The organism is Bremerella cremea (genome assembly GCF_039541315.1).
In the GTDB taxonomy this organism is placed as follows: domain Bacteria; phylum Planctomycetota; class Planctomycetia; order Pirellulales; family Pirellulaceae; genus Bremerella; species Bremerella cremea.
In genome coordinates this window covers 345,472-369,483 of sequence record NZ_BAABFZ010000003.1, presented here as the reverse complement: position 1 = coordinate 369,483, position 24,012 = coordinate 345,472, and the positions used below count along the sequence as shown (strand labels likewise).

Here is a 24,012-nt window from a genome sequence, read left to right as displayed (position 1 = left end):
CGACGGAGGGGATGGTGGGTTTGTCGCCAATTATCGTAGCCCATCCTTCGGCGGGATGCCAACAATGCCTAGCGGCAAGTTTACGGCGATTTCTGCGGGCGTTCCTTCACGTAGGCGACGAGCCATTCGATCACGCGTTGCCCCGATTCCCACGACAGTGAATGCCCTTGCCCGTGGTTCAGCATGCCAATCCGCGTTGGTTCGCCATAGAACTTCTGGTCAACCTTCTGTCCTGAGATCAACGCAGGCCAGCTTCGTTTGCCGTCGGCACACCCCTTGCCAGCTTCGCCCCCGAGAATCAGGAACGGGCGACCGGCGATCCGCTGGACCAACTGGTGATGGCTGAGAGCGAAGTCGGCTTGCTTCACATCAGGGCCGAGGTACCAGATCGCATTCCAATTGCTGAAACCAATTTCGATCCCACCTTCACTGGCAACCGCAGCCACGATGCGATCGTCGAACGCTGCCAGGTAAAATGCTTCCTTCGCGCCGAGCGAGTGCCCGTAAGCGCCGATCCTGTTGGCATCGACGTTGGGCAGCGTGGCAAGCAGGTCGACGGCTCGCCTGGCATCGGCCATCATCACGGCCATCCCTTTGCTGCCAGGATGAGGCTTCAGGGCGGCGGTGGTGGAGGCGACGTACGACTTCTGCTCCCACAGGTAGTTCTCAGGGCAAATCACCACAAAGCCCTGCTCTGCCAGACGCAGGCCCATGTGCCGCTCTGGTTCCGCCGCCAGGCCGACCAACTTGTCGAACGTCTGCGGACTCGTGCCGTGCAGGGCCACGATCGCGGGCAACTTCGCGTCGCCACTATCGTGCGGCAGCAGTAAATAGGCACGTACCCGTCGACCTGGTTCCGCCTGATACCGAATCAGTCGCCGCGTGCAATGTTCCAGGCGTTCCTCTTTCAGCGTTTCGACCTCCAGCGGAAGGTCGGCGAAGTGATATGCCCCGAGAAACTCGCTCCATCGCTGAGCAATCGCTTCACGTTCCTTCTGCCAGTCGGCCAGCGATTCGATTCCGGGCGGCGTGTTCGATGCTTCCTGAAGGACATCAGCCGGAGGCGTCGTCACGTCCTCCAGCCACGAAACTTCGGCTGCCAGGGCCAGCGAGGTGAGCAGCAGCGAAAAGACAAAGATGGCGGCAGAGCGAAGCAAGAAAGTCATGGGGATGTCGACTAGCAGGAGGTGGACAGGCTGGTTTTATGCATGATGTCACGTGCACATCAAATGTAGAGGTCCGCTGACCCCGATGCAATCCGATTCGAGTTCTTGCGTTGCCATCCCGCGGGAGCGAACCAGCCAGCTTGCAACGGCATATGGTTTGCAAGGAGAATAGTGAATCGGCCGTCATTTCACGTCACACTGCTGAGGGCGGTAGTGCCACACCCGCCGGTTCATCCCGGCTGCATTTTCATAGGCAAAATTTGTTGCGTGTCGAATTTACCCACTACTTTCAGCTCGGCACTGTCCTGGCTGGCAAGGTTGAGCCTTGCCGTTTTGGTTCTCGTGTCGCTGGCACCTTTAGTAAACACTGGTTACTGGGTGGTTCGGCTATGTGATTTCCCTCGTGTTCAACTGCTGGTTTTGCTGTTGGTACCCACATTGGCAACCATTGCTCATGCCTGGGGGACTAGCGGTTTGCGGCGGGAACACTGGGTGCTTGGTGCTGGCATTCTGGCCGTGGCATGTTGGCAGGCAGCGCATGTGCTCCCCTTCACACCCCTTTGGCCGCAAGAGTTGGCAGATGCAACGGAGCAAGAAAATCTTCGGCTGATGGTCGCGAACGTCAAATTCAGCAACACCCAATTCGACGACGTGTCGCAGGTAATCGAGCAGCACGATCCAGACCTTCTGCTTTTGATCGAACTCAATCAAGAGTGGCAAACCGAACTCGATTCGCTTCGTCAGGCATATCCACACCGTGTTGAAGTCATCCGCGACGAGGGACTCGGTTTGGCGTTGTGGAGTAAATTGCCAATTCAAGGGGAACAAGTAAAGTACTTGGTCTCGGAGCGGAGGCCATCTATCTTTGCGACTCTTGTCTTGCCTGAGGGCAAAACCATAGAAGTAGCCGGCGTACACCCGACCCCGCCAGGGCTGAAGGATGAGACGCCAGGGGGACGCCGCGACAGTCGCGTGCGAGATGCCGAACTGGTACTGGTCGCGAAAGAAGTCCAAGCCAATCCGGATACGGCCTGGTTGGTCACCGGAGACTTCAACGATGTTGCCTGGTCCCACACCACTCTTCTCTTCAAACGCTTAAGCGGACTGGGTGATCCCCGTGTGGGACGCGCGCTTCTAACCACCTTTCACGCCGACTACCCGCCGTTTCGTTACCCTATCGATCACGTGTTCCTCTCTCAAGGATCAACGGTCGGTCAGTTTCAACGGATAAGACTCCCCGGCTCCGATCATTTCGCTGTGCTGGCAGAATTTCATGTCGCCGGGAAAGCTATGCCTGAAACTGCCGATTCGTCCGATGAAGTGGAAGCTCAAGAAATCGTAAAGGAAGGGGAACAAGACGCCCAGGAGCGAAACATCGATGCGGATCCGAACAAATAAAACGGCCTCAGGGTTCGTCTTTCCGCACCACCAAGATCAGCCAACCCGGCTGTCGCTCAACCAGGTTCACTGTTCTTTCTTGGGTAAGGGTGGAATCGAAGTATTGCTTCACTCCATTTGCCTGAGCCACGTCTGAAAACTCTATTTTGAACGTCTTGCAGGAAGTTGCGAGTATTTTCAATTCGTCATGAATCTCGTGGAGATCCCCAACAGCGACATCACCTGGATTTCGATTTATCCACGACTCGGCAGCCCCGCTCGGCATACAAGGCCCAAAGCTCACATAAATCGTCTGATCGTTGTAAGAAACCCCGCCCCCATGGCTCAGAACCGCTTCAACAGATCGCTCAAAAGGGTCATGGCGATACCAAGCACAGACAGTTGCCAAGACCGTCGTTATCAGCAATAGAGCCTTCAAAGATGTTTGGTATTTTGCGATCGGCGGGGTGGCACGGTTCATCTTTTTCTAACATCAAGCTTCTCTGGGGGGGAACTGCCGACCTCGGCAGTATGAATTTCTGAAACGAGTGCTACAACTGCACTAACATCGAACGCTATGCACTAACCGCAAAATGACGTGGGAAGGTTCGCTCTGGCAGGTATCTTGGATGGCAGCGAGGCTGCTGTTTGGCAGGACTCATGAGCCTGGGGAGCTAATCAAGAATGATAACTGCCAAAACGGCCGCAATCGCCTCACGAAAAAATTGGCCTGCTAGAACGTTAAAGTGCTACGTCACGCCACAGGTCTAAATTGCAATAAAACCAAGAGCAAGATCCATCGAAGGTTGGAATGTCGTTACGGTCGATGCCTTCAGTGGCGAAAACATCGATCCTGGCCTCGGCCTATTGTCAGCAGGCCGAGATTTTGCCGAACGACGAGAAACAACTCGATATCAAGATTGGCCGCTAGGCGGAGAGATGGTCCGCGGCTAGATCTTGGTGATCGTATCGCCGACGCGGACTAGGCCATTCTTCACGATGCGTGCGTAAATGCCGCGCAGGTGAAGCTGCTTGCCGACTTTTGAGTTGACCCAACGCGTGGCATCGGGGCCGAAGCGTTCCGAGAACTTGCCACATCCGTTGTGGGCGACTTCGGTGATTTCGAGCTCGGCTTCGCCGATGGCGATACGTTGTCCCACCGGAAGATTTTCTTTCGAGAGGTTCATGTCGACGAACAAGTTGTCGCCTGCCAACGCCCATCGCGAACGATCGCCGGCAATCAGGTCGATGGCGCGGGAATTCATGATGGCGACCTGAACATCGGGATGAGGCGAGCCATCTGGCAGCGACATCCAACAGCCCAGTGCCCAGTTATCGCCATGCACGCCGCCAGCGAGGCTCAACTCGCAGAAGGCGAGGCTTTCACGCTGATCGGTCATGGGACGAATGACGATCGCTTCGAGTTTACCTTCTTCGCATGGTGATTGTTCGATCTGCGGCAGGCCAGCGTCGAGCTGTTCCGTCGAGAGATGTTCCGGCATCGATTCCCCTTCCAGTCTGGGTAGTGGTTGAAGGTCTGGTAATAGGAAGCAGCGTTTGGCCAACCAGGTCCGCAATCTTTCGCGCGAGTAATATTGCCGCAGTGCCTCTTTGTTCGATAGCTCTGGATGGCGGCGAAGGAACTCTTGGGCGGTGGCGTGCGGACCTGTCTGACGAGTCGCGATAAAAATCAAACGCATGAAGGCCTGGGTGATCGTTTCATGATAGCCGCGATCGAGCGATTCGGGAGTCTTTGTCGCGCGATTAAATGCTTGAATCGCCGCTCGAATGGCGAGCATAGCTTCCGCCCACGGATGTCTAGAGGCGATCAGAAAGGCGGCCCGAACGTGCGCTTCATGCGTCCAGTCTTCTGCCTTGAGCGTGCAGTCGAGAAACGCATGGAGGAATTCGTCGTCGGTCATCGAGGCCCTGCCTGGCGAGTTGGCGGCGTGAAAGATCTCAGACAACTTCCGAGACACCGCTTCGCCCTTTCAGGTTCGCTACGTGGAACTCGCTTGATAAGGGCAAGAAACAAGCAAGGCGACACCTTGGGGGTATCGCCTCGCGGATGGTTGTCTTGGAAAAGGCTACGTTTTAGTAGTTGTCCGTCCCCAGCAGTTTCTCTTCCACTTTGTCGGCCTGCCACGCGATCGCGGTAATCGTCTTGGTGATTTCCAGTTGATCAACCGCATCGGCCAGTTGGTTGGCTCGCACGGTGATGACTTCGCCGGAGTCGAGCTTTTCGACGGCGAACGCACCATGAATCATCTTCGTGTTGTAACGCAGCAGTGCCATCGCATTGCGTTCGTTGGCAGGTCCGCAAAGGCTGTTGTAAACGACCAACTCGTTGCCGTCGTCGTCTTTCTGGCCGAACATGATGTTCACGTTCTGCTTGCGAAGTGCATTGACCGGAACGTTGACCGTCCAAAGGTTCTCGTTCGATTCGGTCAAAGGCCAACCACTTGTCTGGGCAACATGCTTGATGATGTCGCGGGCACTCAAGGTTTGTGCCGGAACGGTTCCACCGGGACCTTGCAGGTCGTCGAAGCTCATGCCGCCACCCATCGGTGCCGCCGGGACAACACCTGGGGCTTGACCGGGTTGGTTGCCCATCGGCTGAGGAGCCGGTCCACCTTGCGGGGCCATGCCCGGAGCCTGATAGCCCTGCATCGCGGCGTTCATCATGCCCGGCATCATCATACCGAAGCCGGCACCCATACCCATTTGCATGGCACCTGGGCCAGAGCCATCGCCGCCGTTCTCGGCCATCTTGCTCATGCTGTTGGCCGCTTGATACATGGTGAACGCTCGGAGATCGCCGATCGCGCCCATGCTGCTCCGCGCGTCGATCGCCTTCTGTACTTCTTCCGGCGGAGTAATCGCGTTGATGAAGAAGTCGACCAGCTCGAGGCCGTACTTGGTGAAGTCGTCGGCAACTTTGATGCGTGTGCCAGCGGCGATTTCATCGAACTTGCTGGGCAAGTCGAGCATGCTGATCTGCGAGGTTCCCAGCAGATCGGTCAAACGCGAGACGATCAGGTCTTTCAAGTAAGACGAAACATCGTCCGTCGTGTATTTGCCTTGCGTGCCAACGATCGTGTTGAGCATCAGCGGGGCATCGACCACTCGGAACGAAAACTTACCGAAGCTGCGCAGGCGGATCATGCCGAAATCGCGGTCACGGACCGTGATCGGCTGACGCGTGCCCCACTTCTGATCGAGGAAGGTCTGCTTGCCGAAGTAGTAGACCGAAGCCTGAAACGGCGACTTCTCCCATGGAATGGTCAGAATGCTGGTGATCAGCGGGATGTTCTGGGTCTGCAGCGTGTAGCGGCCAGGCCCGAACGAATCCATCGCCTTGCCATCGAGAAAGAAGACCGCTTCCTGATTCTGCTGGACGATGAGCTGGGCGCCATACTTGATCGCGGCCGAACCTTCGGGCGGCATGCGATGGACGATGGAGCGATTCGAGTTGTCGAAGAACTGAATGACTTCCAGTTGAAGGCTCATCAGTGGTATTCCTCTTTCTTCTTGCCGTAAGGCGATGACGAGATGATTGGGTTATTGGGCGTTGGCAAAGACTAGCCGTCGTTGGGACCGGCGGCGACACCTTTCAGCATGTTCTCGCGGTGGTCAATCTTCAGCAGCAGACCATCCAGCTTGGCAGTGATCTGAGGCACCACTTGGGCCGGTGTCAGCTGGGTGGTGGCCAGGCCTTGGATTTCGGTAGCCACGGCATCGACCTGTTGGACCAGGGCCAGGTCGTGTTCGTAAATGTCGGTCAGCAGTTCCTCGTCAACTTGAACGAAATCGAAGAAGCCACTGTAGCCCGGCATCTGGGCCTTCAGGCGATTGATCGCCAGGTCGAGTCGGCTCCGAAGTCGCTCTAGCATCGGCAGTTGATCTAAAGCACCCAAAGCGACCAGTGTATGGCCATACTCGTCGAGCCCCTTCTTCGACTTTTGCAGTTTGTCCGCAAGAAAGTCGCGCGTCATGCTATCACTCTCGCGCCGATACTCACGCGATAGATAGCCGGAAAAGCCAGGAATGTACTGCAAGATGGACTCGACGAGCCCGCGATTCTTGGCGTGTTGTTGAGGGTCGATCACCGATAGCCTCCCGAGGGGGTGAAGAGCGAAGGTCGAAACGAACGATAAGGTCTTATGCAGCACTGCCAGACGCTACCTTCAGAAAAGTCGCTGGCTGTTGTCGCGATAAACTTCAGCAGTATTTCGTTCGATAGCGTCCGATCTTGCCGAGTTTGACTCGACATGCTGGCAGAATGAAGCCTGTCCGATCGTGCTAAGCCCTTACGATATCAGTTTTTCCGACGGATGGAAAACATTCCCCGGAACTTTTTGTCGGGGCGCTCGTAGGCACAAAAAACGGGTATGAATTCACCTGGAACCGGGCCGCCGATTTTGGTAGCGTTCGCCCGCTTACATCGCAAAAGTCTTTATCTCTAGGCCAGTTGGACAAATTTCATGGACCAGAAGTCCACGCTTTGCGGAATCTTGGTAGTTGTCGTACTGACGCTGTCAGGATGTGCCTCGAACGGTGCGATCGTCGATCCGATCATTTGGTGGGACAACGACGATCCAGCCGACTTTGCCAAATATGGACCGACGCCAACCCAGCGGATCGAAGAGCTCGATCAGTTGGCCAGCGGCGCGTCGCGCTTACCGGCGGAGAAACAGATCGAACATGCCACGAAGATCGCCGAGGCGTTACCGACCGAAGAGAACTCGGTGATTCGCGTGCACATGCTGCGAGCCTTGGGGCAGATGACGGTTCCAGAAGCGATGCCGGGCATGCGATCTTCGCTATTCGACCCAGATGCTGACGTTCGCCGAGAAGCGGTCCTGGCGTTGGGTGAGTCGAAGAATCCGGAAGCGGTTGCCTTGCTGGGCGACGTGTTGATTCGCGATCGCGACTACGATGTTCGTTTAACGGCAGCCAATTCGCTGGGTGGTTTCTCTTCGGAAGCCGCCAAGCAGGCCTTGGTGCCGGCTCTTGATGCCCGCGATCCCGCCATGCGATTCGCGGCGATCCAGTCGCTGCGAAAGCACAGCAATGTCGATTACAAGGGTGATACGGCCAAGTGGCGCGAGTTTGCCAATGGCGGTAGCCCTGAGCCCCCCACGACGTCGATTGCTGAACAGCTAGTGCCAAGCTTCTTGCGATAGAAACGCTGGTACTGCAGGTCGATTCGGTTAGCTAAAAGTTACCCCAAATTGGCCGTGTGACGGATGATCTCCTTAAGCCGGTTTGTCATCGCAAACCGGTTAGACAAAAACACCCAATGGCTTCGATTTCTCTATAGTTCCTCTAGCCGGGATGCCGTTTGCTATAAGCGTGGCGTGGTGTGTAAACTGATGTCAGAAACGAAAATGCTTAAGCCTCGAAACTTCAACGCGGACGCAAATCTACCCCACTCGTCCGTGCGAGGAATCATGCCACTATGTGCATTTCGCCCCACGTTTCTGAACGCGTTGACCGTTGACTCTGTTGCGGCCTATTTATCCATCCATCAGGCTGCCTAGGAATTGAAGATTTAGACGCATGCAAAGACGGACTGCAATCCTCCTCGGCGCGTTGGCGTTCTGGAGCACGACAACCCTGGACAACACTACGGCATCGGCACAAGAAGTGATCGTTGCTCCGGTGTTAAATCCTGCAGACGGTTCGGAAGCGGGTAGCTCGGCCGAAAGTCCGATGATTCGAGTCGCGCTGGTTCCAGCGGAAAAGAAAGACCAATTCAAACCGCAGCCCCCGACCACCTCGGAAGAAGCTCCGGTCTTGGAGCCAGCCACCGGCGACGTTTCCTCTGAAGAAACCCAGCCAGCGGAAAAGCCTGCCGACAAACCAGCTGCCGAGCTGACTCCTTCCAAAGAACTGCCAGCCGCAACGCTGGAAGTGGAAAAGGAAGATAAGCCAGAGCAGCCAGCGAAACCAGAGAAAAGCGACAAGGTGGAAGCAGAGCAGCCAGCCGATGCGAAGCCAGCCGACGAGCAGCCTGCCCCGCTAATGCAAGATCAGCAAGCCAAGCCGATCAAAGACGGCGAAGCGGCTCCGATGGCGGAAGTGGAAGTCGAACCGGTTCCGATGGAAGAGCCTGAAGTCGTGCCGCCGCTGCCTGGTTATGTTCAAGCGTTGCAGCCACGCATTCACCGGGTACTCGATTACTACTACCGTACCCAGCCGGGCGATGCCTCGAAGCATGACGTCTGGGAAACGATGCATGGATTTTTGCCGTGGGGTGTCGATGCCCTCATTCGTACGCCTGATTATCGTCAACCGGTGAACGCCATTGGTTGGGTCTGCTGGAACAAACCCTGCCGCGGCAATCGTTTGTTTGCCGTGCAGAATGGTCAGCTGATGGCCAAGCAGGGTCCTCGCGTCCAAGGGCATCATGGCCAGTTCCTGGCAATGTTGGCCCAAAGCTATGTCGCTCCTTCCTACGAGATTCAGGTCGATGGTCACACCTTCACGGTTGAAGACCTGATCGAATTCGAGAAGGCGACCTGCGTTCCGAAGTCGGAATTGACCTTCAAATTGCTGGCCCTGTCGTACTATCTGCCAGCCGATGCCACCTGGAAGTCGCGTGACGGCCAAGAGTGGAGCCTGGAGCGTCTGCTGAAAGAAGAGATCACGCAGAAGGTTGTCGGAGCCGCTTGCGGTGGTACCCACCGTCTGACGGGGATCTCGTTCGCCCTGGCTGCCCGCAAGAAGGCCGGCCTGCCGATGGACGGTGTCTGGCAAAAGGCGGAAGAGTACATCAATGCTTACCATAAACATTCCTTTCAGATCCAGAATACTGATGGCAGTTTCAGCACCAACTGGTTCGAGGGCCGCGGCATGGATCGCGACGTCGATCGTCGGCTGCAGACCTCGGGTCATATCCTGGAATTCCTGATCTACTCGTTGCCGCCAGAGAAATTGACTTCGCCTGAAGTTGTCCGTGCGGTCAACTATGTGACGACCATCCTGGAGCAAAATCCGCGACACGACTGGAGCATCGGCCCGCGCGGCCATGCCCTGCATGCGTTGGTCCTGTATGACCAAATGGTGTTCGGAACCAAGCCAGGTAGTCGGACTCAGGAAATCCTGCAAACGTCGCACGATTAGTGGCACGTGGATTCGGCAAAAATTGAGCCCCAACGTGCTGAAAAACGGGTGCATCGCTTGTCATTTGGCCCTATCTGGCCTACGATTGCGGGCACTCGCGCATTAATGGTTGGCTTCACACCTGGGAATGAACTCCGCTGGGGATGAAATATCAAAAGCTCTCGAATCAGTTCACCGAGTTTTTCAAGCTCGCGATTCGAATGCTCGAAGTCGCGGAAGCGGACGCGGTACTCATTTTTGTGGATGGCATGCCTGAGTGGGACAAGCTCAAGGCAATTGCTGAAGGCCACAAAGTGATCGTGGCTGCCGACCGTGATGAATTCCTGGTCGGCATCGAAGAGACCGGCCTGCATGGCGTGGTCGTCGAGCTTGAAGAAAGCCCCATTCTCGAGAAGCTGATGCATGCCCTGGTCGAGGCCGTCGCCAACGACCAACTTTCTACCGGTGCCCGGGTCGTCTCTTTGTACAGCGGTTTCGATGAAGAGCGGATCGACACGATCAGCTTTATTCGCCTCGACGAACGTCTGGGCCGCCTCACCTCGCGGGATCTCCGCAAGCTGGAGACCAGCGTTCCGCTCGAGACCCTCAAGATCGTCGTCGACCTGGCTGTCGAGATCGGTCGCGAAGGCCGCGAAGGCAAGCCGGTCGGAACTTGCTTTGTGGTGGGCGACCATCGCAAGGTGCTTAGCAACAGCGCCCCTAGCGGCTTTGATCCGCTGAAGGGTTACGCCAAGAAAGACCGGCACATCGGCGACCGAAGTGTCCGCGAAAATCTGAAAGAAATCGCTCAGCTGGATGGTGCCTTCGTGGTAGCCGCCGACGGAACCGTCGAAGCCGCCGGGCGAATGCTCGACGTGACCTCGGCCAGCGTGACGCTGAGCAAGGGGCTGGGTGCCCGGCACTGGGCTGCGGCAGCCATCAGCAAGAAGACCAAGGCTATCTCGATCGCGGTCAGCGAATCGAATGGCACGGTCCGCTTGTTCCAGGGAGGAGAAGTCGTTCTGCGAATCGAGCCTTCGCGCCGAGCGATGAAGTGGAAGGATCTCGATTTCGACAATCCTCAACAAGGCGGTTCTGACTAGTTCGCTAGTCCGCCTTCGATCCCCACGAGACGCATGTGACGCAATCCTTCCTCGGCACGATCCACGCGATCGATCTGGAAAGCAAAGACCACGCCCAGGCGTTGCTCGATCTGCTCGATCAATACTCTCGCGATGAAATGGGGAGCGGAGCGCCTCTGCCAGAGGGTGTCTATCTGCATCTGATTCCGCGGCTGAAGAAGGTCGATACCTATCGCGGATTGCTGGCCGAGATCGATGGAAAGTATGTTGGCCTGGCCAACTGCTTCATTGGCTTCTCGACCTTCAAGGCCCGACCGCTGCTTAACATTCATGACTTGGCGGTCTCGCCCGATGCCCGAGGCTGTGGTGTCGGCACGGCGCTGCTGGACGCAGTCGATTGGCTGGCCGAGCAGGAAGGCTGTGCGTTTGTCACGCTGGAAGTGCGAGCCGATAACCGAGCACGGAATCTTTATCTGCGCCACGGCTTCCTCCCCGGTGATCCGGCGACCGACGCCATGAGCTTCTGGAAGAAGCCGATTCGGAGCGAAGGTTAGCCCAGGACTTCACGCAGCATTTTCTGCGGAGTTCCGATGTCGATCACGTGCAATTCGCCCAGGCACTTCTGCGCCGCCGCAGTTTCGTAGCCGATCTTCGGCGTGACGAAGGTTGCGGTCAAATCGGCTTCGATCGTCGGATCGTGAGGCTCGCCGGTATCGCAGTCGAGGCCGCTCGGAATGTCGATGGCCAGGACTTTCGCTGGTGAAGCATTGATCGCGCGAATCGCGGAGGCGATGGGCTCGCGCGGGGGCGAAGTGACTCCGGTCCCCAACATTGCATCGACGACCCAGTCGGCCTCTGCCAAGGCTGCGCGAAACGATTCGCAAAGAGGCTCATCAGAAACATCCAGAATCTCAATGTCAGATGCCGTCAAGATTTTAAAATTGATGGCGGCATCGCCCTGGACACGTTCCCGGGAACAGAACAAGGCAACCTTCACCGGAACCTGGTGCAGATCGAGTTGCCGGGCAATGACATAGCCATCGCCCCCGTTGTTTCCAGGTCCGCAGCAGATGAGCACGTTGCCTGGCGATTTCGAGCGAAGCAGCTCGGCACAGCCCCGTCCGGCGTTTTCCATCAGAATGACGCCCGGAATATGGTATTTTTCAGCAGCCAGAACGTCGACCGCTCGTGACTGCTCTCGGGTTAGGGGTGTGCGAGAAGTCATGGATGCAGTTCCGTGGGGAATTATTTACAATACGAATGCCTTTTTTGACTGTATCCGATTTTCGCGCCAGGTGAACCGATGCCATTGTTTGAATACACGTGTGACGCATGCCACAGCCAGTTCGAGTTGCTCGTTCGTGGTGGTGAAAAGCCGAAGTGCCCTCAGTGCGGCAGTGCCAAGCTCGAGAAGGCATGGAGTGTTCCGGCTGCTCACACCGGGGGCAAGTCGAGCGACTTGCCGATTTGCGGTCCGATGCCGAGCGGAGGTGGATGTGGTCTGCCTCAATGCGGCGGTGGCGGCTGCCACTAAGGTAAATCCCTCCTACATGCCCTTCCCCTTCCAACCATCTTCGCAAACAGGTTAACAACCATGATCCGCGCCTGCGCATTGGCATTGCTCGTAGCGATCGGCTCGCAAGTCTCGGCCGCCGCTCCTGACGGCTGGCCTCAGTTCCGTGGCCCAAACGGCGATGGTGTCTCTGATGCCAAGAATGTTCCGCTCCACTGGAGTGCCACCGAGAACGTTGCCTGGAAAACTCCAATCCCGGGCAAGGGTTGGTCTTCGCCCGTGCTGGTCGGCGATAAGATCTGGTTGACGACCGCGCTGGTCGAGTTTCTTTCCGATGAAGAAAAGGCCGAACGTCTGAAAGATGCCAAGCCATTCATGAAGAACTCGTCCAACATCGCTTCCGATGTGAAGCTGCAGGCGATCGAAGTCGACTACAAAACGGGCGAAGTCGTGCGAACGCTTGATCTGTTCGAGGTCGAACGTCCCTTGGCCGTTCACCTGACGAACTCGTACGCGTCGCCGACGCCGGTGGTGGAAGGCAACTTGTTGTACTGTTACTTCGGTACCTACGGCACCTGCTGCATCGACACCCAATCCGCCGAAGTCGTTTGGAAGAACAACGAAAACGCGTTGGAGTATTACGTCGGTCCTGGCAGTTCGCCCGTGTTGGTTGGCGACAAGCTGATTTTGACCTGCGATGGCGTCAACGAGCAGTACATCACCGCGCTCGATAAGAAGACCGGCGAGACCGCCTGGAAGACTTCGCGTCCTCCGTATCGCACCGAAGATGGCGACCAGAAGAAGGCTTACGCCACGCCGCTGGTCGTAGAAACCAATGGCAAGACCCAAGTCATCATTCCAGGTGCCCAGTGGGTTTGTTCGTACGATCCAGAAACGGGCAAAGAACTGTGGCGGTGCGATCATGGCAGTGGCTTCTCGAACGTGCCACGTCCGATCTACAACGATGGGATCGTTTACATTTGCTCTGGTTTCATGCGACCGCAACTCGTGGCGATTCGTACCGATGGAGAAGGTGACGTCACGCAGACGCACATCGACTGGACCTTCAGTCGTCAAGTTCCCACGACCCCGTCGCCAGTTTATGTCGACGGCAAGATCTACATGGTCAGCGATCGTGGTGTTGCGACGTGTGTCGATGCGATCACCGGCAAAGATGTGTGGACCAATCGCATGGGAGGCAACTATAGTGCTTCGCCCACGGTTGCCGATGGTCGCATCTACTTCTGCAACGAAGCAGGCCTGACGACGGTAATCAAGCCTGGTGATGAATACGATGTGCTGGCCGAGAACGATCTGGGCGAGCGCATTATGGCGTCGCCGATCTTCCTGGATGGTAACCTGGTGATCCGTACCTCGGATCATCTCTTCCGCATCCAGAATGGCAAGTAAGCTAAGGCCGCAAGCCTTGCATCATCTGGCGGATCTCATTTTCTAGCTGCGTGAGATCCGCTCCGAAGTGCCGCTGAAACATACGAACCCGCTCGGCTTGGGGCGGGTCGTTCAGCGGTTCAATCTGCGAAAGCTCGCGCAAGTACGCGTCGTACTTCTCAGGCATGCGTTTCTGTAGGTAATACGTCACGGCCCAGGCCTGGGCGTAACGATCCATCGCCGTCGCCGCCTTCCGCAGCGAATCGTCGTTGGTCAACAGATCAGGCAGAAACGTTTGCCCGCTCTGGCCGGCTGCCTTCTGGAATTGCTGCAGTCGCGGAGCGCTGATCTGGCCAATGCCTCTCCAGCCGCGACTACTGGAGACGTCTGGCGTCTCGAAGTAGATCGCCAGACCTTCCGAAAACCATAGCGGTACGTCGGCAAAGCGTTGTTGCAGACCAGCATTGAATGCCAGTTGGTGCGTCGCTTCGTGCACGATCGTTGCCAGGCTCCATTGAAAGTCAGGTCGCGACATTAATCGCTGAATGTCGCGCGTTCCCAGCGTGCGTCGCGACGAGTCCCCTGCTCCGCCGGTCAGGTCGAACATCACCACATAATTCGTGTGCATGCTGTAGAAGCCGATCACACTGTTGGCGGCTTCACCCAGTTCTGCTTTGCCATAGTTCGCGAAGCTAGTTCGATCGTCGAACACCAGTGCGACCATCGGCTGTTCTGGGTTCTTTAAATCGATGCCACGCTGCGACCAATAGCTGGTGAACCCACGATGCAGTCGTTCGAGCATTCCGGCAACCCACTGGGCATACGCGCGCGAGGTGTTGTAAGCGACGATGTAGTGCGTCGTCTCGATGACCTGCGACCCTTGCGGCATCTCGGAAAGAACGGTCTCGATCAGCTGCTCTTTGGTTTGCAGTTGGAACTCGCCGGTCGATTTCTGGCGATTGACGATTTCTTCCTGCTGGATCGGCCACAGCTTGTTATCTGGCGTATGCAAGACGATGCCTGCTTCATGCGTGGCGATCACTTCTCCCTTGAGGTCGATTCGCTGGCCGTCCCGTTCAAACGAGACGTCGTCGGCGCGCAACGGGCACGCGGTTGCCAGAAGCAGGACAAACAAGGAAATCGATCGAAGCATGAGTGACCTTTCGGGTCAAAAGTCGAAGCAGAGCGAACATTGGCAGTATAGTACGTCGCTACGAATCAAGGCAGCGAATCGCGAAAATCGCTACGACTGCGCCATGTGGCCAGCAGGCGGATCGCGATCGCCAGCACCGCCACCACGCCCAGATTCAATAGCAAAATGCCTGCCACGTTATCTTCGCCCCCGAAATGGAGCAGGCCAAAGATCCGTCGAGAGATCGTATCGATCCCCGCCGGAAGGACCAAGACCGATGCCGCCACGTCGTTGGCTGCCAGCACGAAACCAATCAGCAGACCAGCGACAATCGTTGGCCAACTCGCCGGCAGAATAACCTTCCACCAGGTTCGTAGCCAGCTACTCCCATCCAGACTGGCCAGCTCACGCAGTTGCCGCTGCGAAGGCATCGCATGCCAGTAAAAGAAAGTGACCAGCGGCAGCGTGATCGTCACGATCGCCAGCGTGGGAGCAAAGATCGTCCGATCGACAAGCGGAGCCAACCATGCCAACCAAGGTCGATTGGTACCCCACGCGATCGCCAAACCGACGATCGGTCCTGGCAAGGCGAAAAGGACTCCGCAAAATAACGCGACGCCGCGTGCCAACCATTTGCCGCGACTAGCGATGTCGGCCAGCAGTAAGGCGAACAGTGTGGTTACCTGCGAAACGGTGCCTGCCAAGAGGAGCGACCAGGTCAGCTCGCGGCGATAGACGGTCACGCTGCTGAGCGTCAACTGAAACGCCTTCCACAGCGACCAGCCTCGTACGAACTGCCCGTCGACTTGATCGATGGTGATGCCGACTTTGTAAATCAAACCGACCAGCGGTGGTGCCAACGCGAATAGAAACATTCCCCAGATCAACAGCGACCACGCCGTCCTGCCTCGTTGCAATGGTAACGGTGCTGGTCGATTGGTTTCGACGTCTTGCCCGCGTGGTCGCACTGTCTCGGCCAGCCACGCGGCAAGCACCACCAGACCGATCATCAAGATCGCTCCCGGTCCGAGCGTTAGTCCCGTTTCAGTGGTCGTGAGTCCGAGTGGGATGCCAGTGAAAACGACTTCGCTGTAGGTTCGCACGTTGCAAACGCTGGCGATGCTCATCTCGCCAAACATCGTGATGACAATCCAAACCACCGCGACCAGAACCGCGTCCCAACTGCGACGCAGCGTCACGTTGCCCAGGACCGACCAGGGAGAAGCTTCGAGTCGGGCGTCGTCTTCCAGGCTTGCTGGGCCGCGAGCAAAAGCGACCCCGGTCAGAAATACGACCCACGGAAACGCGGCCAACGCATGCAGCCAAATCACACCGGTCACGCCGTCGATCAGATTCGTCGAAGGTTGAAACGGATTGGGAACTTCCAGCCAGCCTTGCGGCCCAAAAAGGTCACGCCAGCCGGCGATGTGGACATAGACCGGCAGAAACAGCCATACGATCAACAGTACCTGAAGAACAATGCGTCCCAGCAGGTTCGTCCGGAAAACGAGCAGCGCCGTGACAATCGCTGGTGGGAGTGTTACCACGGTCACGAGAGCCGCGTACAGCAGCGTGGCGCCGGCGAGCGATGTTGAAAGCGGATCGCCCCACAGCATCATGGCAGAAGCAACCGCCAGGGTCAGTAGACCTAACGACCCGATGGTGATGCCAGGTGAACGAGATGCGAAGGATTCAGATGTCACGGGCGCAAAAGAAAGGAGGCCAGGAATTGTCCTGGCCTCCAGTGTAATCCGTTTCGCATGCAGAAACGATTGGTCGCTTAGACCAGCTTCGTTTGACCTGGAACGGCGATTGGAGTCGGGATGGTGACCGCGCCCCATTCGTAGCTCTTCGGAGTCAGGTCTTCCTGGCTGTTCCAGGCTTCATCCCAAGTCACCTTCTTGCCGGTGTAGGTCGCCATGCGGCCCATGATCGCACACATGGTGCTCTTGGTCATGTAATCACCATTGTTGATGATGTTGCCCGAACGCATGCCTTCGTAGAGGGCCTTGTGTTCCAGGTCGTACATGTTGCCGCCAGGACCGTCGTACTTCCAGTTGGTCTGGCCTTCGACCACATTGGCGAGGATCTTGGCGTTCCCCTTGGTGCCCATGATGAAGTCTTCGGTTTCGTTGAAGCAGCCAGCCATCTGGCGGGTGTAGTGGAACATCTTCTGACCGCCAGCGTATTCGTACATGACGGCGTGATGATCAAAGATGTTACCGTATTCTTCCCCGGTACGAACTTCGCGACCACCCAGGCCATAGCAGCTCACCGGTGGGACGTCGTCCATGATCCACTGCGCCTTGTCGATGCTGTGAATCGCTTGTTCGGCGATGTGATCGCCCGACAGCCAGGTGAAGTAGAGCCAGTTGCGGATTTGGTATTCCATTTCCGACCACTCTTCTTTGTTGCCACGATGCCAGAGCGTGCCAGCCAAATAGTTTTCCTGCATCGAGATGACATCGCCGATGGCACCTTCTTTGATCTTTTCCACGGTGGCGATGACGGCGGGATGGTATCGCCAGCACAGACCGCTCACGATGCTCAAGTTCTTCTGCTTCGCCTTTTCAACCGTTTCCATCACCTTACGGCAGCCAGGAGCGTCGATTGCAACAGGCTTTTCGCAGAAGACGTGCTTGCCGGCGGCAATGGCGGCTTCCAGATGAGCAGGACGGAAGTGAGGCGTGGTGCACAGCAGCACGACGTCGACGTCGGTTGCCATCACTTCTTTGTAAGCGTCGAAACCGCTGAAACAGTTTTCGTCACTCACGGCGAAACGATCGCCCAGCTGGCGGCCGAGAATTCGCTTCGAAGCTTCCACCTTGTCTGGGAAAATGTCGGCCAGAACGGTGATCTTCAGGTTCTCGTCCCCTTTGGTCGCGTTGACGGCGGCACCATTGCCACGGCCACCACACCCGATCAGGGCCACCTTCAGTTCGTCGTTACCGGCAGCGTGCGCCGAGCGAGCCATAGTCAGGCTGCCGACCGCAGCAGCGGTACCCAGGGCGGCGGTCCCTTTCAGAAAGGTGCGGCGTTCGACTTGGTTAGGCGAAGCCGGCTTAGCGGACTGGTCAGTCATTTCGGTTCCTTCGATCTCAAAGGTGGGATATAGCGGGATATGTTCTTGTGCAAGACGAGGGGCTGGACCCAAATTGTAGCCAGCGCGGTAGGCGAACGCAACAAAAAGAAGCCATTGGGTGGGTATCGTATGACCAGCTGGGCCGCTTCTATGGGCGGATTGACAGCCCTTTAGAATGACTGGATTGGGATGCGGTCCCCCCAGCCTAGCGGAGATCTTCCCGCTTGTGGATACGATCTCGCAGCTTGGCTGCTTGTTCGTACCGTTCGTTGGCGACGGCATCGGCCAACTGCTCGTTGAGCGTCTGCCCAACTTCAAACTGCTCGCGAAGCGTTTCGCGAAGTTCGACAAGTCGTACGTGAAGTTCGTCGTTTTCGAAGTCTTCTTCGGACTCGTTGGAGGCGTAAAGCTCTCGGAGCTCCTCGACCCCTGAGGTGAGCTCTTCGATCGCGTGCTCTGGGGTGTGCTTTTCCAGCTCGATCAAGGCTTTGGCCTGAATCCGGTGGAACATCACAAACGGGCGGAAGTGCTCGTGGCTGTCGATCCACTCTTCGTCGGTTGAATGCGCCTGGCACAGGTCCATTAACGCCAGCGTGTGATCGGCGTCGCGAACCGCTTTCTCGTACTCACGAAGAGCCAGCCAGCAAATTCGGCGATGATAGAGCTGCACGAACTCTCGATCGATTTCCACGCAGTCGTCGTCCGACAGCATGGCATCCAGATCGGTCAGGAACTGAGCCTGGAGATATTCGAGATAAGAGTCGAAATTGAAAGGCTTTTCGCCATCTGGCCGGCCAGCGATCTCCATTTGCAACAATCCCATTTCGATCCGCATCTGCAGCACATCACGCCCGTCCGATCCGGTGGCGATCCGGGCCGTTAGTTTGCCAGGTTCGAAAGACCACGAGTTAACGATGTGATCGATATTTTCAGAATGATCGAAGGAGTCCATAGGATCCGTAGGGGAAAGTCACGTAACAAGTTCCACCCAGATTATAGGTCATCACCCGTCAGGGAAAAGGATGCGTTCAGCCGCAGTCGTACCCATGACAGAGGGGGTATCGGCCGTGAATGCTAGTCGTGACGCCGAGAGATGTTCTTCGATTGCCGGCGATCGTTCTTTCGCTGGCTATGCTGCCGCTTCTTTTCCTGGTTCTTCAGGACAGAGCTTCGCGATGGTTTCGTCGGCACACGGACCTTGGGACGCTTGGCCGAAAGGATGATCATCTGCTTGAGCTTCGCCAGGCAGGCTTCCATGTTGCTGCGTTGCTCGCGACTATCTTCGCTGGTGATGACCAGGACACCTTCTTTGTTGATGCGTGCCCCCCAGTTTTTCTCGAAGCGGATTTTAATCGCCGGCGAAAGGGCTTCCGTCTGATGAATGTCCCACTTTAGCGTTGCCTTCGTGTTCGTCTTGTTGACGTGCTGTCCGCCGGGACCGCTGCTGCGCGAATACGAGAATTGCAGCTCGCTCCACGGAATCTCGATCGAGGGACTAATGACAAACGTCGACATAGGATTCACGTAAGAAGCGGACGAAGTAAGGGAGACCTGTTTTGGATCGAACCGACGGGGTTAGCTATACTGCCAGGATAGGTTGATTTCCTTCCCAAGACTACCCACGTCAGCAGAAAGACCATCGCATGCCGATTCGGGTTCGCTCGCCTTTCTTCCTCTGGTTCGTTTCCTTTTGCATCACCTCCCCTGCTCTGCTGTCAGCGGAAGACTGGCCCATGTTTCTTGGGCCGCGTCATAACAGCACATCGCTGGAAAAAGGCTTGCTCACACCTTGGCCGGAAAGTGGCCCAAAAGTCTTGTGGGAACGCGAGATCGGTACTGGCTATGGTATCGGCAGCATCAGCCAAGGAAAGTTCTTTCAGTTCGATCGCTACGGCGACGAAAATCGGCTCGACGTGCTGGATGTGAAGACGGGCGAGAAACTGTGGGACTATCAATATCCAACGCAGTACGAAGATGCCCTCGGCTACAACAACGGTCCCCGCTGTAGCCCGGTGATCGATGGCGACCGGGTTTACATCTATGGTGCCGAAGGAGAACTGCACTGCTTGAGCATCGCTGAGAAGAAGCTGCTGTGGAAGCGGAACCTCTCGGAAGAGTTCATGGTGGTCCCAAATTTCTTTGGGGTCGGCAGCACGCCAGTAGTGTACGAAGACAAGCTGCTGGTGATGGTGGGTGGCAGCCCCGAGCAGTTTCGTGGCCTGGGGCCTTACGATATCGGTCGCGTTGATGGCAACGGCAGCGCGATCGTGGCACTCGACACCAAGACCGGCAAAACGATCTATCAACTTTCGGACGAGCTTGCCAGCTATGCCAGCCTGACGTTGGCTGAAATTGATGGCCGACCATGGTGCTTTGCTTTCCTGCGGGGTGGACTGTTGGGATTCGATCCGCGTGACGGCAAGATCGACTTCCACTATCCCTGGCGAGCCAAGAAGCTGGAAAGCGTCAACGCCAGCGTGCCGGTCGTGGTTGGCGATGAAGTCTTCATTTCCGAATGCTATGCGGTTGGCAGCACACTTTTAAAGGTGAAGCCAGGCGGTTACGAAGTCGTTTGGAAGGATGAAGAACGAAGCCGCAATCACGCGATGGAAACGCACTGGAACACGGCCGTTTATCAAGATGGCTATTTGTATGCCAGCAGCGGTCGGCATTCGCACCAGGCCGAACTGCGGTGCATCGATTGGAAGACCGGCAAAGTGATGTGGGCGGAAGAAGGACTTTCGCGAAGCTCGCTACTGCTGGCCGATGGACACCTGATCTGCTTGAGCGAAGATGGCGTGCTGCGACTGCTGAAAGTAAACCCCGAGAAATACGAACTAGTCTCGCAGTCTTATCTGCGAAGTGCCAACGGTCGGCCACTGCTTCGGGCCCCAGCCTGGGCCGCACCGATCCTTTCCGATGGACGCTTGTTTGTCCGGGGCGAAGATCGGCTGGTCTGCCTGGAAGCGATGGCTAAGTAGTCGAGTTCATCGACTGCAGATAGCCGACGCTATGGGCGAGCATCTCTTCATAGTTCAACTGCTGCACGTCGCGTCCCATCAGTTCTACATCGATAGGGCCGTCGTAGCCAAGTTGCAGCAGGCGAGTGATCGTCGAATCGAGCGAAAGCTGCCCGCTCCCCAGCAGGCAGCGGTTTGGTTCCTCGAGCGGATCGCAACTACGATCGCCCACTTGAACCAATGCCAGATAAGGGACCAAGAGGTGCAAGTTGTCGAGCACTTCGGGCTGGTCGCCGAACTCGTACAAGTCGAGCACCAGTTTGAAGCAAGGCGAGTCGACCAGGTCGATCAATTGCAAGGCATCGGTCATGCGGCGGATCAAGGTCCAGTCGCTGCCGTATTTGTGCCGGATTGGTTTGATGGCCAGCTTCACATGATGGGCTTCGGCATACGGGATCAGGTCGGCTAACGCGCCCGAGAACAATCGCTGGGCATGCTTACTGATGTGACCGCCGCGGGCACCGCTGTAAACGATCAAGCAGCCAGCGTTGAGTTCCTGAGCGAGATCGACGGCATGCTTGGCATCTTCCAAGGCGTCTTTGAAGTTGCGGCCATCACTACCGGTGAATCCGCCGGCCCAGCTGAGTGCGGAAACTTCCAGGCCAAGCTCTTCCAGCAGGATCGCACCTTTGGCTTCACCGTAGTCGTGAATCTTGTCACGCCAGACGTGAATTGCCGAGAGGCCTGCCTCGCGGTATCGGAAGCAATCTTGTTCAAACGACCAGCGAAGGGTGGTCATCTGATTCATCGAGAACTTGGCCATCCGTGCGACACTCGTAAGAAAAGATATCTGTCGTTTGCCACCCGAAGATCCGCCTGGGTTGGCAGCGAAGTGAAGCCAAGTATAGGAAGCGAACTTCTTTTGTAAACGGCTTGACGGAAGAGTTTTGAAGGTTCGTTCGCCGACCGGCAGAAAAGCCAGATAGAAGTGATAGCAGTGCCATCCGCAGGGGGGCGACCTTGGTCGCTTCAGGTCCAGAATCTGCCCGGCAGAGCCCCCCGCCACGTTGCGTTGGAAATGGATGTTATTCCAGTTTCCAAGCGTCGAGATATTCGACCGACTTCAGTTCCATGCCAAAGTCATTCAGAAGTCGCTGGTGCATGTCGTCCAAGTGCCCTGCCCCGTAGAAAACAGCGATGTTCTTCTTGCCATCTTTGATGCTCTTACCCATCACTTCGAAAGCCTTGGCGTTCCGCTGCGAGATGATCGTCGAACCGTTCTTGCCTTCGATGGCACGCATCTGGTTGTCCATGTCCGAGATCTGCGAGGCAAACAATCGACGCAGTTTGATGGCACGATTGTTGGAGAACAACGCCATCATGATTGCGGCATCGTTGGCACCACCTTTGGACTGCTGAACAAGGCCTTGCCCCATGGCTCGGGCAAACATCTGCAGGAAGCCGTCGCCTCGGTCGGCCATGTCTTTCGCGAACTCTTCCGGCGACATGTCGGCGTGAACGAAGTTCTCCGGCGAATAGTCGACCTTCTCGAGCTGGAATTCGAGCTCCAGAATGTCCTTCATCCCGTTCTGCAGGCCGCTGACCGCACTGCCGGTTCCCTTATGTCCTTTCGGGACGCGGGTACCTTCCGGGGCGACCAGCTCGTACATGACGGCGTCGTATTCCTTGAATCGCTTGTTGAGGTCCTGGTAATAGGCGTCTTCCCCAATGTGGACCGCTCCAACCAGGTCGATCTTCAGATCGCCATCTTTGGCGGTGTAATGGGCGATCGCCGTTTGCAGAGCGACGGGGCGGTCGTCGGCGTTCTTCTTAACGCGGACGAACTCCGGAGCGTCGGTTTCAGGAGCGGTCTCGGCCTGGGCTCCCGATGCTAGCAGGATCGAGAGAATGAGGGTCCATAGCCGGCGGTCAACAAGTGGTTTAAGCGAGTTGAACAGAGAAGAGCGTGACATCTTGGTTCCTTGCAGCTTGCTAGCGAAACGATTCCAAATTAGTCTACTCGCAATATATGCGGATCGTTTCGGTAAGGGAAAAAGAATTCGCGATTGCTAGCAAACTTGGTGCTGCAAGGCCAATTCCTGGTGAGATTTACCGATTAGACCGAATTTTCGGCAGAGTTTGCCAAACTGGTTCAATTAGTACTCGCAGACGTACCGATACAAACGGCAACGCAGGAACTTTCGTCATCAGCCAGATGGCGTCGTCCATACCATTACCGTGGAAGTCACAAGGTAGAAGTGGACCATGTTGAGTTATCGTAAAACACTGTGGGCTCTGGTGATTGTGGCCAATTTGGCGGCCGCTTCCGGTGTGCAAGCACAGTATGAGACCGTTTTCCCCGCCGCGAACCAGCCGTTCACCGATGTCAATTTGGAAAACTACGATTTCCAATGGTTCGCGCCCCCGATCACCGAACAGTACGGCCAGGACACGATTGATCCGAACACGGGGATCTTCTTCGAGTACCACCGTTTGTTCATGAACGTCAGCCGAAGCGACGTGGCTCCAGGCCCGTACGATGGCGACGCCACCTATGGTAACCGTATCGACGTCGGTTACATGACTGAAGACAACCACGGCTGGTTGATCAGCGGTTGGCGTCTGGACGGTCCCGCCTACAACGGCGTGAACCGTGGTGACTTCAACAGCATCGAACTGGACCGTACCTGGCGTCTGCCACAGTTCCACCAGGGTTTCTACATCGAACCTCTGATGGGTCTGCGATACGCTCAGTTCAACGATAAGACCAGCACGATCAACTTCGTGCAGAACAATATGCTGCTGGGCCAGCTCGGCGGTCGCATCTTCTCGCACCGAGGTCAGTGGACTCTGGAAGGTACCGTTCGAGCCTTCGGTGGCCAGAACTGGATCTTCCGTGGCGACCAGGACTCGTACTCGGCCGGTGTGGCTGGTGGTGAATTCAGCCTGGGTGCTGCTTACCACATCACTCGCGAGATCTCGATCGACGTTGCCTGGGAAACGATGTACATCGGAACCGGTGTTGGTCGCGACCCATTCTTCAACAACGACGAAGATATGACGATGACGGGTGTCGCCTTCGGCTTCACGCTGAACCGATAAGCCCTCCGACTTCCACGAAAGTCCCAATGAAAAAGCCTCGCGAGTTGTTCGCGAGGCTTTTTTCGTGCGCGGTTACCAATGTGTTGGTACTGCGTGATCGGC

Annotated in this window: 22 protein-coding genes; 9 read left to right on the top strand and 13 right to left on the bottom strand. The window is 56.6% G+C overall.

The features are described 5' to 3' along the window. Positions 1–80: 80 nt before the first annotated feature. Positions 81–1,166, bottom strand: coding sequence for an alpha/beta hydrolase family protein (locus ABD890_RS03680; protein ID WP_345085991.1), 1,086 nt, complete (start codon positions 1,164–1,166; stop codon positions 81–83). Between the two features lie 267 nt (positions 1,167–1,433). On the opposite strand from ABD890_RS03680, the gene ABD890_RS03675 reads away from it, so the two are divergent. Then, positions 1,434–2,564 carry an endonuclease/exonuclease/phosphatase family protein gene (locus tag ABD890_RS03675; RefSeq protein WP_345085989.1) on the top strand — a complete coding sequence of 377 codons (1,131 nt, stop codon included), beginning with the start codon at positions 1,434–1,436 and terminating at the stop codon, positions 2,562–2,564. A 7-nt stretch (positions 2,565–2,571) separates the two neighbouring features. Here the strand turns inward: ABD890_RS03675 and ABD890_RS03670 are convergent, their stop codons facing one another. The 4 genes from ABD890_RS03670 to ABD890_RS03655 all read right to left on the bottom strand — a co-directional run bounded on the left by ABD890_RS03670 (position 2,572) and on the right by ABD890_RS03655 (position 6,652). Next, positions 2,572–3,024, bottom strand: coding sequence for a hypothetical protein (locus ABD890_RS03670; RefSeq protein ID WP_345085987.1), 453 nt, complete (start codon positions 3,022–3,024; stop codon positions 2,572–2,574). Positions 3,025–3,493: 469 nt separating this feature from the next. After that, complete coding sequence (locus ABD890_RS03665) at positions 3,494–4,465, bottom strand: MOSC domain-containing protein (protein ID WP_345085985.1); 972 nt, start codon at positions 4,463–4,465, stop codon at positions 3,494–3,496. 172 nt (positions 4,466–4,637) lie between these two features. Next, on the bottom strand, positions 4,638–6,053 hold the full coding sequence (locus tag ABD890_RS03660) for an SPFH domain-containing protein (RefSeq protein ID WP_345085983.1): 1,416 nt from the start codon (positions 6,051–6,053) through the stop codon (positions 4,638–4,640). 71 nt (positions 6,054–6,124) lie between these two features. Next, positions 6,125–6,652: a hypothetical protein gene (locus ABD890_RS03655; protein WP_345085981.1), complete on the bottom strand. Its 528-nt coding sequence runs from the start codon at positions 6,650–6,652 to the stop codon at positions 6,125–6,127. 375 nt (positions 6,653–7,027) lie between these two features. Between ABD890_RS03655 and ABD890_RS03650 the strand changes: the two genes are divergently transcribed. The 4 genes from ABD890_RS03650 to ABD890_RS03635 all read left to right on the top strand — a co-directional run bounded on the left by ABD890_RS03650 (position 7,028) and on the right by ABD890_RS03635 (position 11,286). Then, the gene (locus ABD890_RS03650) at positions 7,028–7,729 is read left to right on the top strand and encodes a HEAT repeat domain-containing protein (RefSeq protein WP_345085979.1); all 702 of its coding nucleotides are present in this window, start codon (positions 7,028–7,030) and stop codon (positions 7,727–7,729) included. A 376-nt stretch (positions 7,730–8,105) separates the two neighbouring features. Continuing rightward, complete coding sequence (locus tag ABD890_RS03645) at positions 8,106–9,671, top strand: hypothetical protein (protein ID WP_345085977.1); 1,566 nt, start codon at positions 8,106–8,108, stop codon at positions 9,669–9,671. 143 nt (positions 9,672–9,814) lie between these two features. Next, on the top strand, positions 9,815–10,753 hold the full coding sequence (locus tag ABD890_RS03640) for a DNA integrity scanning protein DisA nucleotide-binding domain protein (RefSeq protein WP_345085975.1): 939 nt from the start codon (positions 9,815–9,817) through the stop codon (positions 10,751–10,753). Between the two features lie 35 nt (positions 10,754–10,788). Further along, on the top strand, positions 10,789–11,286 hold the full coding sequence (locus tag ABD890_RS03635) for a GNAT family N-acetyltransferase (protein ID WP_345085973.1): 498 nt from the start codon (positions 10,789–10,791) through the stop codon (positions 11,284–11,286). On the opposite strand, the gene ABD890_RS03630 is transcribed toward ABD890_RS03635, so the two are convergent. Further along, positions 11,283–11,957 carry an NAD(P)H-hydrate epimerase gene (locus ABD890_RS03630; RefSeq protein ID WP_345085971.1) on the bottom strand — a complete coding sequence of 225 codons (675 nt, stop codon included), beginning with the start codon at positions 11,955–11,957 and terminating at the stop codon, positions 11,283–11,285. The genes ABD890_RS03635 and ABD890_RS03630 overlap by 4 nt on opposite strands. Positions 11,958–12,035: 78 nt before the next feature. Between ABD890_RS03630 and ABD890_RS03625 the strand changes: the two genes are divergently transcribed. Together ABD890_RS03625 and ABD890_RS03620 are read left to right on the top strand one after the other, a co-directional pair. Beyond that, complete coding sequence (locus ABD890_RS03625; RefSeq protein ID WP_345085969.1) at positions 12,036–12,266, top strand: FmdB family zinc ribbon protein; 231 nt, start codon at positions 12,036–12,038, stop codon at positions 12,264–12,266. A 60-nt stretch (positions 12,267–12,326) separates the two neighbouring features. Next, entirely contained in the window at positions 12,327–13,655 is a 1,329-nt protein-coding gene (locus tag ABD890_RS03620; protein ID WP_345085967.1) for an outer membrane protein assembly factor BamB family protein, read from the top strand. A gap of 1 nt (position 13,656) precedes the next feature. On the opposite strand, the gene ABD890_RS03615 is transcribed toward ABD890_RS03620, so the two are convergent. The 5 genes from ABD890_RS03615 to arfB form a co-directional block, all read right to left on the bottom strand. Further along, positions 13,657–14,787 carry a DUF1570 domain-containing protein gene (locus ABD890_RS03615; RefSeq protein WP_345085965.1) on the bottom strand — a complete coding sequence of 377 codons (1,131 nt, stop codon included), beginning with the start codon at positions 14,785–14,787 and terminating at the stop codon, positions 13,657–13,659. Positions 14,788–14,852: 65 nt separating this feature from the next. Beyond that, on the bottom strand, positions 14,853–16,385 hold the full coding sequence (locus ABD890_RS03610; RefSeq protein ID WP_345085963.1) for an ABC transporter permease: 1,533 nt from the start codon (positions 16,383–16,385) through the stop codon (positions 14,853–14,855). 161 nt (positions 16,386–16,546) lie between these two features. Next, positions 16,547–17,848 (bottom strand): Gfo/Idh/MocA family protein, encoded by a 1,302-nt coding sequence (locus tag ABD890_RS03605; RefSeq protein ID WP_345085961.1) that lies wholly within the window; start codon positions 17,846–17,848, stop codon positions 16,547–16,549. A gap of 205 nt (positions 17,849–18,053) precedes the next feature. Next, a complete protein-coding gene (locus tag ABD890_RS03600) occupies positions 18,054–18,800 on the bottom strand; it encodes a UvrB/UvrC motif-containing protein (protein WP_345085959.1) in 747 nt (248 codons plus the stop codon). 122 nt (positions 18,801–18,922) lie between these two features. Then, on the bottom strand, positions 18,923–19,363 hold the full coding sequence (arfB, locus tag ABD890_RS03595) for an alternative ribosome rescue aminoacyl-tRNA hydrolase ArfB (RefSeq protein ID WP_345085957.1): 441 nt from the start codon (positions 19,361–19,363) through the stop codon (positions 18,923–18,925). Positions 19,364–19,581: 218 nt separating this feature from the next. Here arfB and ABD890_RS03590 point away from each other — a divergent pair, with 218 nt between their 5' ends. After that, on the top strand, positions 19,582–20,829 hold the full coding sequence (locus ABD890_RS03590) for a PQQ-binding-like beta-propeller repeat protein (RefSeq protein WP_345085956.1): 1,248 nt from the start codon (positions 19,582–19,584) through the stop codon (positions 20,827–20,829). Here the strand turns inward: ABD890_RS03590 and ABD890_RS03585 are convergent. Both ABD890_RS03585 and ABD890_RS03580 read right to left on the bottom strand, forming a co-directional pair. After that, positions 20,822–21,631 carry a sugar phosphate isomerase/epimerase family protein gene (locus tag ABD890_RS03585; RefSeq protein WP_345085955.1) on the bottom strand — a complete coding sequence of 270 codons (810 nt, stop codon included), beginning with the start codon at positions 21,629–21,631 and terminating at the stop codon, positions 20,822–20,824. The genes ABD890_RS03590 and ABD890_RS03585 overlap by 8 nt on opposite strands. Positions 21,632–21,893: 262 nt before the next feature. Beyond that, positions 21,894–22,781 (bottom strand): hypothetical protein, encoded by an 888-nt coding sequence (locus ABD890_RS03580; protein ID WP_345085953.1) that lies wholly within the window; start codon positions 22,779–22,781, stop codon positions 21,894–21,896. Positions 22,782–23,073: 292 nt separating this feature from the next. Here ABD890_RS03580 and ABD890_RS03575 point away from each other — a divergent pair, with 292 nt between their 5' ends. Continuing rightward, on the top strand, positions 23,074–23,910 hold the full coding sequence (locus tag ABD890_RS03575; protein ID WP_345085951.1) for a hypothetical protein: 837 nt from the start codon (positions 23,074–23,076) through the stop codon (positions 23,908–23,910). Positions 23,911–24,012 lie beyond the last annotated feature (102 nt).

Coding starts and splice junctions, on each gene's coding strand:
- ABD890_RS03590 (WP_345085956.1), top strand. CDS start 19,582: ATGTTTCTTGGGCCGCGTCATAACAGCACATCGCTGGAAAAAGGCTTG.
- ABD890_RS03640 (WP_345085975.1), top strand. CDS start 9,815: ATGAAATATCAAAAGCTCTCGAATCAGTTCACCGAGTTTTTCAAGCTC.
- ABD890_RS03615 (WP_345085965.1), bottom strand. CDS start 14,787: ATGCTTCGATCGATTTCCTTGTTTGTCCTGCTTCTGGCAACCGCGTGC.
- ABD890_RS03610 (WP_345085963.1), bottom strand. CDS start 16,385: ATGATGCTGTGGGGCGATCCGCTTTCAACATCGCTCGCCGGCGCCACG.
- ABD890_RS03650 (WP_345085979.1), top strand. CDS start 7,028: ATGGACCAGAAGTCCACGCTTTGCGGAATCTTGGTAGTTGTCGTACTG.
- ABD890_RS03645 (WP_345085977.1), top strand. CDS start 8,106: ATGCAAAGACGGACTGCAATCCTCCTCGGCGCGTTGGCGTTCTGGAGC.
- ABD890_RS03630 (WP_345085971.1), bottom strand. CDS start 11,957: ATGACTTCTCGCACACCCCTAACCCGAGAGCAGTCACGAGCGGTCGAC.
- arfB (WP_345085957.1), bottom strand. CDS start 19,363: ATGTCGACGTTTGTCATTAGTCCCTCGATCGAGATTCCGTGGAGCGAG.
- ABD890_RS03605 (WP_345085961.1), bottom strand. CDS start 17,848: ATGACTGACCAGTCCGCTAAGCCGGCTTCGCCTAACCAAGTCGAACGC.
- ABD890_RS03680 (WP_345085991.1), bottom strand. CDS start 1,166: ATGACTTTCTTGCTTCGCTCTGCCGCCATCTTTGTCTTTTCGCTGCTG.
- ABD890_RS03575 (WP_345085951.1), top strand. CDS start 23,074: ATGTTGAGTTATCGTAAAACACTGTGGGCTCTGGTGATTGTGGCCAAT.
- ABD890_RS03670 (WP_345085987.1), bottom strand. CDS start 3,024: ATGAACCGTGCCACCCCGCCGATCGCAAAATACCAAACATCTTTGAAG.
- ABD890_RS03625 (WP_345085969.1), top strand. CDS start 12,036: ATGCCATTGTTTGAATACACGTGTGACGCATGCCACAGCCAGTTCGAG.
- ABD890_RS03580 (WP_345085953.1), bottom strand. CDS start 22,781: ATGTCACGCTCTTCTCTGTTCAACTCGCTTAAACCACTTGTTGACCGC.
- ABD890_RS03665 (WP_345085985.1), bottom strand. CDS start 4,465: ATGACCGACGACGAATTCCTCCATGCGTTTCTCGACTGCACGCTCAAG.
- ABD890_RS03660 (WP_345085983.1), bottom strand. CDS start 6,053: ATGAGCCTTCAACTGGAAGTCATTCAGTTCTTCGACAACTCGAATCGC.
- ABD890_RS03620 (WP_345085967.1), top strand. CDS start 12,327: ATGATCCGCGCCTGCGCATTGGCATTGCTCGTAGCGATCGGCTCGCAA.
- ABD890_RS03600 (WP_345085959.1), bottom strand. CDS start 18,800: ATGGACTCCTTCGATCATTCTGAAAATATCGATCACATCGTTAACTCG.
- ABD890_RS03585 (WP_345085955.1), bottom strand. CDS start 21,631: ATGGCCAAGTTCTCGATGAATCAGATGACCACCCTTCGCTGGTCGTTT.